This window comes from Streptomyces bugieae (assembly GCF_036352915.1).
Classification (GTDB): Bacteria; Actinomycetota; Actinomycetes; order Streptomycetales; family Streptomycetaceae; genus Streptomyces; species Streptomyces endophytica.
On record NZ_JAZBJP010000002.1, the window covers coordinates 53,394 to 67,775 of the forward strand.

Here is a 14,382-nt window from a genome sequence, read left to right on the forward strand (position 1 = left end):
CTCCCGACCCGCCCCCTGGACAAGTGCTGCCCGTTCGCGGGGTGTTGCACCGCTTCCGTGATGGGCCACCGGGCGTGACCAGGCAGGACCCGGAACGCGGCTGCGGACATCATTGCCTGGGCCGAAGTGCGGCCGGAGACGCGCAAGGTACTCTCACCGGCATGCCTCACGACCGTCCTGCCTGCCGTTGCGTGATCTGCCATGACTACGGGGATCGGGCAGAGGCCGATCGCCTGGACCTGCGGACTGTCGAGCAGGTTGAGGAGCACGGTTGGAATGTCGTGATGGTGCCTGCCGACGACGAAGGGCCGGGCTTCGCGTACACGATCGGGCTCTGGCACACGCACGGGACGCCTGAGCTTGCCATGTTCGGGCTGGAACTCCAGACAATGCACGTGCTGCTCAACTCCCTCGGGCGCAAGGCTGCCGCTGGGGCTGTGCTGGAGAGCGGCATGGAATGCCACGGCGTCATCGAGGAACGGTCCGTCATCCTGAAGGCAGCGGATCTCCGCTGGTACCGGGAGTTCTTCGGGCTCGCGATTTCCTACTACCGGCGGCCTCCGTTCCCGGTCCTGCAAGTGGTGTGGCCGGACGCGGACGGCCGCTTCCTTTGGCAGCCGGGAACCAAAGAGCAGTACCAGCAGTCCCAGCCGCAGTTGTGGTTGAAGCCGGCCGAGCACCCGGCAGGGGTCTGGACTGAACTCGCCACCGGTTGAGGTTCGCGACGATTTTCCCAACGGCAGGGCAAGCCGAGCGCAGGACGACTCCGGCGTGGACGGCGTCGCGGTCTCGGCCGATGCCGGCAACGAGGGTGTGGAGGTCCTGCCGATCAGCGTGGGACAAGGGAACCGGCGCTGAGGGAGGCAACGTCCATTGATGCGATGCACAAGATCGCCAGTGGGCAGAGGAGATCGAGATGACCGGCACGGCCACCCGCTACCTCTATCTCGTCCGGCACGGCGAGGCGTCGCCGGACGAGAGCAGGCTGACAGAGGTTGGCCGTCGGCAAGCCACGCTGCTCGGCCAACGCCTCCGGGACACCCCCTTCGCAACTGTTCACCACGGTCCGCTGCCGCGGGCGGAGGAGACCGCGCGTCTGATTGCCGACGAACTGAAGAGCGTCCCTCTGCATGTCTCGGAAGTTGCCGGTGACTACGTGCCCTATATGCCAGCAAGGGGCGAGCTTCCGGAGGAATCGGCAGACTTTTATCTCCGCTTCCTCGCTGGTGCCACTGACGAGGAGCGGGAACACGGACCTGCGCTCGCCCGCCAGGCGCTGGATCTGTTCACCGGACCGGTGGACGGCGAGGAGGACCGGCACGAGTTGGTCGTCACGCACAACTTCCTCGTCGCCTGGCTGGTCCGGGACGCCATGCATGCGCCGAAGTGGCGTTGGCTCGGCCTCAATCACTGCAACGCGGCACTTACGGTCATCCGATACGCGCCTGGTCGGCCGGCCTCCGTCCTCATCGCCAACGACATGCGACATCTGCCCGCCGCGCTGCGCTGGACGGGCTTTCCCCCCGAACTGCACATCTGAATGGGCTCGCCGGGCCGATGCCCACCATCGCCTACCAGGCCGGACCCCACCTCGCCGCCAACCTCCTCTGGATCCGCAGATGACCGAAGAGGCAGACCTTAAGCCTGGCTGAGGGCGTGCTCCTTCAGGAAGGCCCCCGCATGGGCCGCAGCCTCCTCCTTCGTCACGTACCAGGTGCCGGCGTCGGCGGCCCCATGCGTTCCGTCCGCGCCTTTGCCGGTCCACCGCCAGCCGCCGGACGAGTCCTCCTGCGTCAGTTCGGCCGTTCCGCCGCACAGTTCGAGTGCGCCGCTCGTCCGCGCCGCTGTGGTGGCCGGGCGGCTGACGGCTTCGGGCCACTTCTTGCGGGCGCCTTGCCGGGTGATGCCCCACACGGCACCCATCTGTTCGTAACTCGCTCCGTAGGACCCAGCGGTGCCTGCTGCGATCGCCGTCAGCCGTTTGACTTCTGCGTCCACGACCTTCCATGCAGCCAGCACGGACAGCGTCACCTCGACGGGGTCCGCCTCCCACATGCGGTCCTCAGGCAGCCCCGACGCCCGGGAGCGCATGGCCGACGCGAGGGGATTGAGGGCGTCGTGGAGAGCCTTGTCTAGCTCTACCTGTTCTTCCGGAGTGATCTCGAATGAGGTCATGCGACAACTTTAGTTACCAACTCCTCAATCTGTAAACCACAGTTGTCGTGTGTGGGCTTCCCGAGGGACAGGCTCCGGTTCGTCAGACCGACAGTGTGTGGCGGGGCGGCATTCGAGGGCCGAGCGCATCCGTCCTTGTGCGGGCGCCGTACGCGCCAGGATCCGGGGCAGGGGCGAGCCACGGAGTCAGCGCCGGCCCGCCCCTTGGAGGCGGACCGGCACATGCGGGTGGGTCGATCCCGTCAGTGGCCGTGGCTGCGGCCGTGGTTACGGCTTTGGCTGTGGCTTTGGCTGTGGCTTTGGCTGTGGCTGTGGCTTTGGCTGTGGCTTTGGCTGTGGCTGTGGCTTTGGCTGTGGCTTTGGCTGTGGCGTTGATTGTGGTCGCCATCGGCATGGTCGCCGTGGCCGACGATCGTCCACGGGCGCATCAAGTCGTCGTCTTCGTGTTCAAGGATGTGGCAGTGATGGACGTACGTCGCCGGAAGCTGAGTGCCGCTGCCCGGGATCGACGCGATCGTATCCGTGGGCGGACTGAATTCCTGAACGATGATCCTGGTCACCGTCTCCGGACAGGACTTGAAGGTGTCCTTGTCGGACTGTGCCTCGTCCGGGTCCGGCGGAATTGGTGGGCCGGTGAGATAGTTCGCCAACACCGGCCGGTTCTCCGGTTTGCGGCCACCGTCAAGCCACTTTTCGTAATCCGCCTGGTAACCGGCTGCGTCGATCGGCTGCCTGTTCAGCACCTGGAAGTTGACGAGGTGGACATGCATCGGATGGGCGTCGTGGTGGGGATTGATGTACTCCCAGACTTCCGCCGAGCCCACCTTGATGAAGTCCTGGGACGGCTCCATGAAGGGCACCGCGTTGAACGTCATCGTGCCGAAGAGCTCATGCTGATATGTGACCCATTCCCGCCGTCGGGTGCCCGGTTTCAGCTCGATGGGTGTGGCCGCCGGCAGCTGGAGTTTCTTGGGCGGCGTCGTCTTGTCTGCGCCTCCGGACAATCGTTTGGTGACCTGGAACTGCATGATTTCCAAGATGACCGGCCCCATGCCGGGCATTCCGGGGTGGTGGACCGGCGCGTGGTAGTTCGTCAAGGTGACGTTCGTGCCCATGGGCATCTGGCTGAAGTCCACGATGAGGTCGTACCGCTCGGCCGGCGAGATCAGGAAGTTCAGCATCTGTAGCGGAGTACGCAGGCCGCCGTCGGTGCCGATCAGCCAGAACGGCAAGGTGGGCTGGGGCAGTACGTCCCTGGGAACCTCGAACCGCAGCCGCCAGAAACGCTCGTTCGAAGCGTTGAGAATGCGGAGCCGGTAGCGTCGCGGCTCGACGGCCAGGAAAGGGTACGCCTTCCCGTTGACGACCGGGGTGTCCTCGCCTTCCCTCTGGGTCATGGTGTAGGCGAGCGAGCCGTCCCGGTGGAAGCGCCACGAACCCTGCCGCATCGTGATCTCGTAGTAGTCGGCGCCCGGATAGACGGAAGGATCCGAGATGGCCGTCATCGGCCTGGGCAGTGGGTCAACGTACTTCGCCAGCGGAGGGGTCTGCGTCACCGAAGTATCCGCAGGCCCTGTCCCGTGAGTCGACGACGCATCCTGAGCTCCCAGGAAACTCCGTGAAAGCATGGCCGCACCCCCCCCCCATGGCACCAGCCGTGGCACCGGCCATGAGCAATTTCCTTCGCCCGAACATCGTCTCCAGCCGTCCGTCGCCTCACCCAACGCCCAAGGGATACAAGGCTGGTTCACAACGTTGCTGCCGCATGCCGTTCCGGTCCGGGAAAGCCACTCATTGAGCCGATCTCGGCAGTAGTCCGGCAGACATCGGACTCGGCATCAAACTATGGCTGCCATTCCGAATACCCGTTAAACCCGCTTCACCCGGTGCGCCGAACTCGTTGATCCCGTCCGCAGCCGCTCCCACCGAAGGGCGACTTCCAGGTGCAGCGCAGGTGCGCGCATGAGGTGCCCGTGGGCAAGGAGATCACCGTCAATGACACCGTGGAAGCGCATCGGCATCGGATTCGGCATCGGCATCGGCATCGGCGTCCGCATCGCACTCAAGGGGGCGAAGATCAGCCATCGACGGGACGGCGTCCTCGCCTCATCGAACGCCCCCTCCCCTGACTGTCCGGCCACCGAAAACTCTGCCCCGCCGCGAACGAGATCTCCGCAACTACCTCGCCTTTCTCCCGCTCGTGGTGCCCCTCTGCCGTCGCAAACGCCTGCTCCACCACGTCACGTAGGACCCAGTCCCAAGGGGCAGTTGCGCAGATGGTTTTCGGTCATGCATGATCACGCCCTACCGGGGGGCTGACGCGTGGCCTGGGGAGTTCGTCTCCTGCCACGCGCCTGTTTGGCGTTCCCCTGACCACACACCAAGAACTTTCAGGGGGGACCGTGCTCGCTCACGACCACACGACCAGACCAGAAGACAGACCCGGCACGCCGGAGACCTCAGCGGCACAAGCCGATGAACGCCCTGGGCCACCCGCCCGGTCCCAAGGCGCCGCCATTGGTGGCTGGGTGCTCACCATCGCGCTCAATGTGGCCGCCCCGATCATCACGTGCAACGTCTTGCGCGATCAGGGCTGGAGCGAGTTCGCGGCACTGCTGGCAAGCGGTGCCTGGCCGGTTCTCGACAGCGTCGTCCACCTCATATGGCGACGCCGTCTCGACGAGTTCGCCGTGGTGACCCTGGTGTTCTTGGTGATCACCGCTGCGGCGACGCTCGTCGGCCCCCACTCGGTCCAGGCTCTGCTGATCAAGGACTCGGCCATCACCGGGTTGTTCGGGCTGCTGTGCCTGGCGACGCTGCTGGCGCCGCGCCCCCTGATGTTCTACTTCGGCCGCAAGTTCGCCACCGACGGCACTGCGGCGAGCACCGCCTGGTGGAACGACCTGTGGCAGCACGAAGGATTCCGCAGGACCACACGGACGATGACGACGGTCTGGGGCGTGGCCTACTGCCTGGAGGCAGCAGCCCGGATCGCGCTGGCCTACGTCTTGGGCGCCGGCACTGTGGCCGTCCTGAGCCCGATTCTCATCTACGGCGTGCTCGGCGCCCTCGTTCTGTGGACGATGATGTACAGCAAGCGGGCCCGGCGCAGGGGTGAGGAACGCGCCGCTGCGGCGACCGGCTGAAGCACGTTGCAGGAGGCTGCGCTCGGGCAGGTCAGAGCCGGTTGCGACGGGCAACGAGTAGACGTGGCCTGCCGAGCCGAACAGCTCTTGGCCGTGATCCCATCTCCCGTTCCAGCAGGGCGCGGAAGGTGCGCGGGGGTCGACCGGTGAGGCGCTGGACGGTGTCGGTGGTGCGGTCCTCCGCCCCCTGGGCGATGGCGCGGTCCATGTCGGCCAGCAACGCGGCGAACTCCCCCGGCATCAGAGCCGTGAGGCGATCGCGCAACTGGTCGTAGGACAGCCGGCGATGGGTCACTGGCCGACCGGTGACCTCGGTGATGGTCGTGGCGATGTCGTCGTGGCTGAGCGCCTCCGGTCCGGTGAGGAGGAGATCGGTGTTGGGGGCGTGTTCGTCGGTCAGCGCGCGTACGGCGACGGCAGCGATGTCCTCGGCGTCGACAAAGCCGATCCGACCGCTTCCAGTGGCGGTCCAGATGGTGCCGTCCTTACGGATGCTCAGGGCGTGCGCGTGTGTGCCGGTGAAGTTCTGCATGAACCACGAGGGCCGCAGTACCGCCCAGTGTGCGAACAGGTCGGGCAGGGCCTGGTGGACCGTTCCCACCGCGGGGCCGCCCTCGGGGATGGCCGAGGAGCTGAGGAGCACGGCGCGGCGTACGCCGACGCTATGGGCCTGTTGGAGGAAGGGCAGCATGGTCGCCGCGGGGTCGGAGTCGCCCAGTGGCGGTATGAGGTAGACGCGGTCGACTCCGTCGAGGGCGGCAGCGTGGGTGGTGGGGTCGTACCAGTCGAAGGCGACCGGCTCGGCCCCGGGGGCCGGGGTGGCGTGACGGCTGGCGGCTTTGACGCGGTGGCCGGAGGCCGTCAGCCGCGCGGCGGTGCGGCTGCCGGTGGTGCCGGTGGCGCCGATGACCAACGTGGTGCCGGTGGGGGTCATCGGTTGCTCCCGGTGAAGTCGGTGCCGGGTTCGAGGACGGTGAGGGGGTTCCAGTAGTCGCGGTAGGAGGTGAAGTGCCCTTCCTGAACGGTCACTACGGCGATGTAGGTCATGTCGAAGGGCGCGCCGGTCTCCACCAGGCGGCCGACGCCGCGCATCTCCACCACGATGGTTTCCGGATCGATGGTCTGGTGGATCCGCAGGTCCGGGAAGTCGTGCAGGTCGATGTGGTCGGGGTAGCGGCGCATGTAGGCGGCGATGGCCTCTGCGCCCTCCAAGCGCGTGGGCCAGCCCTGGGGGGCGAAGGGAAACTCCATGACGCCGTCCTCGGCCCACAGGTCGACCCAGCCGGTCGTGTTCTTGTCCAGTAGCAGCCGCAGGCCGTGGCGGTAGAGATCCGCCGGGGAAGTCGGTGCGGACATGGGTGTCCTCCATCTCGTAGAATCCGGACCCAAGGTCCGCTTTGACGTTACGGACCCGGGGTCCGTTTTGCAACTGGAGGAGCCGCATGCCCGAGCGCAAGTCCCGCAAGGACGCCGTCCGCAACCGGGAGGCCGTGCTCGCGGCCGCCGACACCCTCTTCGCCCGCAGCGAGAGTCCCGACGACATCACCATGGCCGACATCGCAGGAGCGGCCGGCGTCGGGAAGGGAACGCTCTTCCGGGCGTTCGGCGACCGCGCCGGGCTGCTCCGCGCGCTGTACGAGGCACGGCTCGAACCGATCAGGGAAGCCGTCGAAACCGGCCCGCCACCCCTGGGGCCCGCCACCCCACCACAGCAGCGTGTGCCCGCCCTGCTGGACGCCGTCCTGTGCTTCAAACTCGACAACCGCCGCCTCGCACTGGCCTTGGAGGAGAGCGCGTCCGGCAGCCCGTACCAAGCGGAGCATTACGAACGGTGGCACGGACTGCTCCAGGCCGTACTGGAGCAGGTCCCCGGCCTGACCGACAGCGACTTCACCGCCCACGCCCTGCTCGCCGCCACCCGAGCCGATCTCGTCGAGCACCTGGCCGGACAGGAGCGCGTGCCCCGGGAAGAGATGCGCGCACAATTGGCCAGCTTCATCACCAGAGTCCTTGGTGGCTCTGGACGCCTGTAGGGGCGGGTGACCGCCGGGCACTGGGGAAGACCGAGCGGGTCCTTGATGGACGACGAAGCGGCTCGGCCGCGACATACCGCCGAACTCCCCGCGTCTGCTGAGCAGTTCATCGCGCACGGCTTGGTGCTGGAAGTGCCCGCCAGGCCACTGCCTGGTCACTACCCGGCAACTACCTGGCAACTACGACCCGGCCGGTCCGCGGGGAAGCTGCCGTTCGCGTGCATTGCGGCCATGGCGGAATCCGCGCGGGAGAAACATTCGCGAGTCCATCCTGAAGTGGCGACGCGTAGACCGCGAGCGCAAGGCACGGCGGGCGGCCGCCAGTCGTCACCGACGGCCTACCGCAATCACCGGATGGTGGCAGCCGTTCAGGTTGTCAGGCTCCGGGTCATTTTCTCCGCTGTCGTGTCATGACGTTGGAAGTCCCGACGCTCCAGCTCACTCCGTTACGGGCAGGCACTCGGCGAGCAGGTCGACGACGTCGCGCCAGGCGCGCTGCGCGTGCCGTGGGTGGTAGCCGACGCCGGGGCGCACGGTGTGGTCGACCGACGGGTGGTGGAAGGCGTGCAAGGCGCCGCCGTAGACCGTGAGGCGCCAGTCGACGCCCGCGGCCTGCATCTCGGCTGTGAATGCGTCCCGTTGCGAGGGCGGCATGATCGGGTCTTCCGACCCGACCCCGGCCCACACCGGGCAGCGGATGCGCGCCGCTTCGCCCGGTCGGCCCGTGGTCAGTGCGTTGACTGTCCCGATCGCGCGCAGGCTGACGCCGTCGCGCCCGAGTTCCAGCCCGATGGCGCCCCCGGTGCCGTAACCGACGGCGGCGATCCGGTCCGGGTCGGTCCGCGGTTCGGTGCGCAACACGTCGAGCGCCGCATGGCCGATGCCCCGCATCCGGTCGGGATCAGCGAGCAGTGGCATGCAACGGGCCAGCATCTCCTCGGGGTCGCCCAAATAGCGCCCGCCGTGAAGGTCGAAGGCCAGCGCTACATATCCCAGCTCGGCGAGAGCATCGGCCCGGCGGCGCTCGACGTCGCTGAGCCCCGTGCCCTCTGGTCCGAGCAGCACCGCGGGCCGGCGGTCGACACCGGCCGGGAGCGCGAGGTGCCCGATCATCGTCAAACCGTCGGCCGGATACTCGACCGTACGCGTCGTAATCGTCGTCATGAGACGGGACTGTAGTGATCGTCGAGCCCGGTCGGGCCGGTCTTCGCCGTCGGCAGAACAGCGCGGGTGTGGGCCATCCTCACATGGCTGAGGGCCTGGGAACAGAAGACCTGGGGACCTACAACCAGTCATGGACGCTGAAGGCTCTACGGCTCGCCGGTGGTGCAGATGGGCACCTCCGGGGGCACCGAACCCGAACATCAGGCTCCACGTCATGATCAGCGATCTCGGATTCACCTGCTCGTGCTGCGGCGCGCGTCGGGTGCGGGCGAAGTCTGGTGCGATTCAGCGGGTAAGGGACCCGGCCGACCGCCGACGCCAGGTACTGACACCCACCGAGCACGGCCGGGAACTGCTCGCTTTCTGCGGAGAGCTGGCACAGTCCGCCGACGCCGAATTCGCCGCGGACCTCACCGCGACGGAGAGCGCCGTACTCACGGGGCTGCTGGACCGACTGGCCGCCCGTCAGGAGCTGCCTACTGCGGGCCACGACCACAAATGATCTCCACGCGGTGCTGCGGTGACCCGGGCGGCTGCGGGCACTTGAGTCCTTGGGGACCAGGCAGCTGAGGGAGGCCTGCGCGAGTGTGACCTGAGCGGCCGGTTTGACAAAACTCGACCTTGAGACTGCCGGGAGTTGACGGAAGGTTGACCCCTTCGCGGGCGTGCCTGGCGCCGGCCGACCGTATGGTCAGCGGCATGCCCCCACACCCCCCGAGGAGCCCGGTGCTCCCCGTCCTCCCCTACCGCAAACCCACCCCGGGCCGGGATTACTGGGTCCTGGACAACGTGCTGCCGGACGTCGATGCCGTCCGGGCGCGCTGTCTCGACAGCGGCAACTGGATCGAAGGCTATCCGCACAAGCCCGAGAGCTGGCCCGGTCTGCGCACGATGCCTGGGCTCGAACCGGCGGAACTGGCCAGAGTCGAAAGACTGGTCATGAAGGCGACCGGTGCGCGTCGGCTGTGGCAGCACACCGCACCTGGTGGCGGCACCCTCAATCACAACTGCATCCAGGTCGTGGGCAGGGACGAGTGCGAGCCGCGGCCACACACCGATTCGCGATCGCTGAGCCGCTACGCCGCGGTGCTCTACCTCAACCCGCAGGTGCCCAAGGACTGCGGAACGAGCTTCTACCGTCAGAAGCTACCGGGCGGCCGACTGGGCGGAAACATGGTGACCGCGCCCCACAACAACCTCGTCGACGCCCTGGGAACCCGCTTCGTCCCGCCTGATTCCTTCACCGAGGACGTACGCGTAGCGCACCGCCACAACCGGCTGCTGCTCTACACCGCCAACATGCTGCACAGCGCCACCGGCTACTGGGGCAGCACCCTGGAAGACAAGCGGATGACCGCGGTCTTCTTCTGGATGGCCTGACAGCACGCCGGAGCAGCGGAAGAAGCCGGCCCGAGGGCCGAGGCGGCGTGGCGGACGGGTCCGCACACGCGAGAGCCCCCCACCGGTGCGCGGCGCGGGGTTCTCGGTCCGGTCACTGCCACGGTCGCTACGAGTCCGTGGGGTCCGGGGAGTTGAGGGCGATGGCTCCGGCGGGGCAGAGGCCGGCGGCCATCCGGGCGGCGGCCCGGTGCTGGGGCGGCGGCGCGGGGTGCAGGAGCACCACCAGGCCTTCCTCGTCGTCCTGGTCGAAGACCTCGGGAGCCGTCAGGGCGCACATGCCGGCGCCGGCGCAGCGCTCACGGTCGACGCTGAGACGCAGCGGCTCCATGGGGTTCTCCCCACTCGAAGAGCTTCGGGAAGGGTCGCTCATGGGGCTACTCCTTGTCCCAGGTGACGGGCAGGTTGATCACGCCGTAGATGTTGGAGCGGTCGCGTAGCGGCACCTCCTGCGGCGGCACCGCGAGGCGCAGGGTGGGGAAGCGGGCGAGCAGCGCCGGGAAGGCGACGGCCATCTCGACGCGGGCGAGCTGCTGGCCCAGGCACTGGTGGGCGCCGTGCCCGAAGGCGACGTGTCCGGTGGCCTTGCGGTGGATGTCGAGCCGGTCGGGGTCGGGGAACTTCCGCGGGTCGCGGTTGGCGGCCTGCACGGAAACGGTCACCGTCTCCCCCGCCCTGATGAGTTGGCCCTCCACCTCGACGTCCTCGAGCGCTGCCCGCAGAATCGGGTCGGCGACGCTGAGGTAGCGCAGCAGTTCCTCCACGGTCTGCTCGGCGAGGCCGGGGTCGGCGCGCAGGGCGTCGAGCTGATCGGGGTTGCTCAGCAGGGCGAAGGTGCCGAGGCCGAGCATGTTCGCGGTGGTGTCGAGTCCGGCGGCGAGCAGCAGTCCGCCGATGCCGGCGAGTTCCTCGTCGGTGAGGTCGGAGGTGGTCAGATCGCTGAGCAGGTCGTCGGTGGGCTCGGCCCGCTTGGCGAGGACCAGTTCGTTCAGGTACTGGAGCAGCGCCGTATAGGCCTCGCCCTTCGCCTCCGCATCCGCCGTCTGGTCGAAGATGGTCGCCACCTGGCTCTGGAAGCGCTCGCGGTCGCCGTACGGCACGCCGAGCAGCTCGCAGATCATGAGCGCGGGCACGGGCTGCGCAAACGCCGCCACCAGGTCGGCCGTGGGCCCGGCCTGCTCCATGGCGTCCAGACACTCGGTGGTGAACTGCTCGACGCGTTCGGTGAGTTGACGCATGCGGCGGACCGTGAACTTGCCGGTGAGCAGGCGCCGGTAGCGGGTGTGCTCGGGGGCGTCGAGGCCGGTGATGTCGCCGACCGGCGCCGGCGGCAGCTCCTCCGGCATCCCTGGGACCGGTACCGGCGGGTGCAGGAGTTCGTTGCGTGAGCTGAAGCGCGGGTCGGCCAGGATCGCGCGGGCCGCGGCGTGTCCGGTGGCCAGCCAGCCTATGTGTCCGTCGGCGTAGCGCATGCGGCGCAACGGCTGGTCGCTCAGCGCGGTGAGTGCGGCGGGCGGGTCGAAGGGGCAGCCGGTGTGGCGGTCGGTGGGCAGGGTGGGCGGCTCATCAGTGGTGCCGGCAGTGGCGGCGGCTGCGGTGGTGGTGGTGTCGGCGGCCGTCGGGTCGTACGACATAAGGTCCTCCTGTGATCGTCGGGTGGGGTGTGGTCCATGGTGCGCATCGATGAAGTGGCTTGCAGGAAGGGGTAGTTACCGCTTGGGGCCGGTCTTGAAGGTGCGGCGCGCCCACACGTAGCCGACCAGGCTGAGGCCCACGCACCAGGCGAGGCCGATGACCGCGCTGGAGCCGATCTCGGTGCCGAGCCACAGGCCGCGCAGGGTCTCGATGATCGGCGTGAACGGCTGGTACTCGGCGAACCAGCGCAGGCCGGTGGGCATCGACTCGGGCGGCACGATGGCGCTGCCGATGAAGGGCAGGAACGTCAGCGGCATCGGGATGTTGCTGGCGGTCTCGACGTTCTTGGCGACCAGGCCGATACCGGCGCAGAGCCAGGTCAGCGCCAGGGTGAGCAGGGCGAGCAGGCCGATCGCGGCGAGCCATTCGAGGGGCGTGGCGTCGGGCCGGAAGCCCACGAGGAGCGCGACGCCGATGACGAGGGCGACGCTGGTCATCGTCTGGATCACACTGGCCACGACATGGCCGGTCAGGAACGAGGCGCGGGAGATCGGCATCGTGCGGAAGCGGTTGACGATGCCTTCGGTCTTGTCCGCGCAGACGCTGATCGCGGTGGTCAGGGCGCCGGACGTGGCGGCCATCAGGATGATGCCGGGCGCGAGGTAGTCGATGTAGTCACCGCTGCCGGTGGGCAGGCCGCTGATGCCGGTGCCCAGGGCGCTGCCGAAGACGTAGTTGAACAGCAGCAGCATCATGAGGGGCATGATGACGACGGTGAGCGTCAGGGACGGGTAGCGCAGGGCCTTCTTGAGGTTGCGCCGCAGCATCGTCCTGGAGTCTTTGGCGGCGTAGGACATGGTGGCCATCAGACGTTCCCCTTGGGCGAGGCGACGGTGTCGGCGGGACGGGGCTGACCGGTGAGGGTCAGGAAGACGTCGTCGAGGTCGGGCGTGTGCACGGTGAGCGACTCGGCCTGGACGGCGGTGGTCTCCAGGGCGTCGAGGACGGCCCGCAGGTTGGGGAGGGAGCCGTCGCTGGGGATCTGCAGGGTGAGGGAGTCCTCGTCGCGCGTGGCGATGCCGAAGATGCCCGCGGCGGTGTCCAGGGTCTGGGCGTCCGCGAACCGCACCCGGATGTGGCCGCCGGGGATGCGCTGCTTCAGCTCGTCGGCGGTGCCCTCGGCGATCAGCCTGCCGTGGTCCAACACGGCGATGCGGTCGGCGAGTTGGTCGGCCTCTTCGAGGTACTGGGTGGTCAGGAAGATGGTCACGCCGTCGTCGGCGACCAGGTCGCGGATGATCTCCCACATGGTGCGCCGGCTGCGCGGGTCGAGTCCCGTGGTGGGCTCGTCGAGGAAGATGACCCGAGGGTGACCGACCAGGGTCATGGCCAGGTCGAGCTTGCGTCGCATACCGCCGGAGAAGGTGACGGCGGTCTTGCCCGCCACCTCGGACAGGTCGAAGCGTCGCAGCAGTTCCTTGGCCCGTCGCTTGCCTTCACGTCGGTCGAGGTGGTGCAGATCCGCCATGAGGAGCAGGTTCTCCTCGGCGGTCAGCAGGTTGTCGACGGCCGAGAACTGGCCGGTGACGCCGATCGTGGAGCGCACCGCGTCGGCGGCCCGGGTCAGATGGCGACCCGCGACCCAGGCCTCGCCCGCGTCGGCTTCGATGAGCGTGGTGAGGATCTCCACCGTGGTGGTCTTGCCGGCGCCGTTGGGGCCGAGCAGAGCGAAGACGGTGCCTTCGGCGATGTTCAGGTCGATGCCGTCGAGCACGCGCTTGTCGCCGTAGGACTTGCGTAATCCGGTGGCGGTGATCGCCGGCGCCGTCGCGTTCGCGGCGATCGGCGCGGATGTCCGGGTGGCAGTCATGCCACTTTTCCTTTCAGGTGCGGGAGTTGGGGTGCGCCCGGTCAGGCGCGGCGGATGGTGATGTCGCCGGTCAGGGTCCGGGCGTGCACCTCGACGGTCTCGTCGGAGTCCGCGGGGCCGGCGGCGGAGTCGAGCGCATTGCGTACCGTGCCGTACTTGGGGTGCAGGTCGAGCCAGGCCGCGGTGCCCTCGTGGATGCCCACTTCGAGGTCGCCGACGGAGGTGCGCAGGTCGATACGGCCGCGGGTGACGTCTCCGACGCGGATGGCGCCGTTGGAGGACATCGCCTCGACCCCGGCGTGGGCGATTTCGATCTCGATCCGGCCGTTGGCGCACTTGGCGCCGACGCTGCTGTGCGCGATGCCGATGGAGATGTCGCCGTTGGCCGAGCTGGTCTGCAGGTCGCCGGTGACCTCGGCGACCTTGGTCGCGCCGTTGCTGTTCTTGACGGTCGCCGCGCCGGTGACGGTGCCGACCTCGATCCGGCCGGAGCCGATGACCTCGACGCCCCCGGTCGAGCGGACCAGTCGGATGTCGCCGTGGTCGGTCTTGAGGCTGGCTCCGGCCACCTCGTCGACCTGGAGGTCGCCGAGCGCGGTCTTGAGCGTGACGTCCCCGAAGCTGCCTTCGCAGGAGAAGCTGCCCATGCCCGAGGTGCCCCGGACGTCCGATCCCGTGGGCAGTTCCACGCTCACCTCGATGGCGCCCGGCTTGCCGAACAGCGTCCACTTCTTGGGAGTCTTGATGGCGAGGCGGCCGCCCGAGCAGGTGACCTGGGTCTGCTGCACGGCGCGTACGTCGTTGTCGTCGGAGCCGTCGCGCGGCAGCACCTCGACGACCGTGTCGGTGCGCTTGCCCGCGGTGATGTGGGCGGTGCCTACCTCCAGTTCGAGGGTGGCGGAGATGGGTTCGGGGGTCTCGTAAGCAGGCATGGCTGTTCCGTCCTCTTGGCTCGGGTGGC

General features: G+C 68.2%; 16 protein-coding genes. 6 read left to right on the forward strand and 10 right to left on the reverse strand.

The genetic code is table 11. The features are described 5' to 3' along the window. The first annotated feature begins 161 nt into the window (after positions 1-161). Complete coding sequence (locus V2J85_RS05430) at positions 162-716, forward strand: DUF4262 domain-containing protein (RefSeq protein WP_330820785.1); 555 nt, start codon at positions 162-164, stop codon at positions 714-716. Positions 717-916: 200 nt separating this feature from the next. Continuing rightward, on the forward strand, positions 917-1,540 hold the full coding sequence (locus V2J85_RS05435; protein ID WP_261958029.1) for a histidine phosphatase family protein: 624 nt from the start codon (positions 917-919) through the stop codon (positions 1,538-1,540). A 98-nt stretch (positions 1,541-1,638) separates the two neighbouring features. Here the strand turns inward: V2J85_RS05435 and V2J85_RS05440 are convergent, their stop codons facing one another. Then, the gene (locus tag V2J85_RS05440; RefSeq protein WP_261958028.1) at positions 1,639-2,175 is read right to left on the reverse strand and encodes a hypothetical protein; all 537 of its coding nucleotides are present in this window, start codon (positions 2,173-2,175) and stop codon (positions 1,639-1,641) included. Positions 2,176-2,417: 242 nt separating this feature from the next. Next, a complete protein-coding gene (locus tag V2J85_RS05445) occupies positions 2,418-3,731 on the reverse strand; it encodes a multicopper oxidase family protein (RefSeq protein ID WP_330820786.1) in 1,314 nt (437 codons plus the stop codon). Positions 3,732-4,703: 972 nt separating this feature from the next. On the opposite strand from V2J85_RS05445, the gene V2J85_RS05450 reads away from it, so the two are divergent. Beyond that, on the forward strand, positions 4,704-5,321 hold the full coding sequence (locus V2J85_RS05450; protein ID WP_261958026.1) for a VC0807 family protein: 618 nt from the start codon (positions 4,704-4,706) through the stop codon (positions 5,319-5,321). A 31-nt stretch (positions 5,322-5,352) separates the two neighbouring features. Here the strand turns inward: V2J85_RS05450 and V2J85_RS05455 are convergent, their stop codons facing one another. Further along, on the reverse strand, positions 5,353-6,255 hold the full coding sequence (locus V2J85_RS05455; RefSeq protein WP_261958025.1) for an NmrA family NAD(P)-binding protein: 903 nt from the start codon (positions 6,253-6,255) through the stop codon (positions 5,353-5,355). Beyond that, complete coding sequence (locus V2J85_RS05460; protein WP_261958024.1) at positions 6,252-6,677, reverse strand: nuclear transport factor 2 family protein; 426 nt, start codon at positions 6,675-6,677, stop codon at positions 6,252-6,254. Before V2J85_RS05460 ends, V2J85_RS05455 begins: the two co-directional genes overlap by 4 nt. 86 nt (positions 6,678-6,763) lie before the next feature. On the opposite strand from V2J85_RS05460, the gene V2J85_RS05465 reads away from it, so the two are divergent. Then, positions 6,764-7,354 carry a TetR/AcrR family transcriptional regulator gene (locus V2J85_RS05465; RefSeq protein ID WP_261958023.1) on the forward strand — a complete coding sequence of 197 codons (591 nt, stop codon included), beginning with the start codon at positions 6,764-6,766 and terminating at the stop codon, positions 7,352-7,354. A gap of 438 nt (positions 7,355-7,792) precedes the next feature. On the opposite strand, the gene V2J85_RS05470 is transcribed toward V2J85_RS05465, so the two are convergent. Next, a complete protein-coding gene (locus V2J85_RS05470; RefSeq protein ID WP_261958022.1) occupies positions 7,793-8,518 on the reverse strand; it encodes a dienelactone hydrolase family protein in 726 nt (241 codons plus the stop codon). Positions 8,519-8,732: 214 nt separating this feature from the next. Here V2J85_RS05470 and V2J85_RS05475 point away from each other — a divergent pair, with 214 nt between their 5' ends. Together V2J85_RS05475 and V2J85_RS05480 are read left to right on the forward strand one after the other, a co-directional pair. Beyond that, a complete protein-coding gene (locus tag V2J85_RS05475; RefSeq protein ID WP_261958021.1) occupies positions 8,733-9,020 on the forward strand; it encodes a MarR family winged helix-turn-helix transcriptional regulator in 288 nt (95 codons plus the stop codon). Positions 9,021-9,217: 197 nt separating this feature from the next. Further along, positions 9,218-9,898, forward strand: a complete 681-nt coding sequence (locus V2J85_RS05480) for a DUF6445 family protein (RefSeq protein WP_330820787.1) — start codon at positions 9,218-9,220, stop codon at positions 9,896-9,898. A gap of 127 nt (positions 9,899-10,025) precedes the next feature. Here the strand turns inward: V2J85_RS05480 and V2J85_RS05485 are convergent, their stop codons facing one another. From V2J85_RS05485 to V2J85_RS05505, 5 genes are all read right to left on the reverse strand, one after another. Then, the gene (locus V2J85_RS05485) at positions 10,026-10,247 is read right to left on the reverse strand and encodes a ferredoxin (protein WP_261958019.1); all 222 of its coding nucleotides are present in this window, start codon (positions 10,245-10,247) and stop codon (positions 10,026-10,028) included. Positions 10,248-10,293: 46 nt separating this feature from the next. After that, on the reverse strand, positions 10,294-11,550 hold the full coding sequence (locus V2J85_RS05490) for a cytochrome P450 (protein ID WP_330820788.1): 1,257 nt from the start codon (positions 11,548-11,550) through the stop codon (positions 10,294-10,296). Positions 11,551-11,625: 75 nt separating this feature from the next. Beyond that, on the reverse strand, positions 11,626-12,417 hold the full coding sequence (locus V2J85_RS05495; RefSeq protein ID WP_261958017.1) for an ABC transporter permease: 792 nt from the start codon (positions 12,415-12,417) through the stop codon (positions 11,626-11,628). Further along, positions 12,417-13,421 carry an ATP-binding cassette domain-containing protein gene (locus V2J85_RS05500; RefSeq protein ID WP_330820789.1) on the reverse strand — a complete coding sequence of 335 codons (1,005 nt, stop codon included), beginning with the start codon at positions 13,419-13,421 and terminating at the stop codon, positions 12,417-12,419. Before V2J85_RS05500 ends, V2J85_RS05495 begins: the two co-directional genes overlap by 1 nt. A 41-nt stretch (positions 13,422-13,462) precedes the next feature. Then, complete coding sequence (locus tag V2J85_RS05505) at positions 13,463-14,353, reverse strand: DUF4097 family beta strand repeat-containing protein (RefSeq protein WP_261958015.1); 891 nt, start codon at positions 14,351-14,353, stop codon at positions 13,463-13,465. Positions 14,354-14,382: the final 29 nt, after the last annotated feature.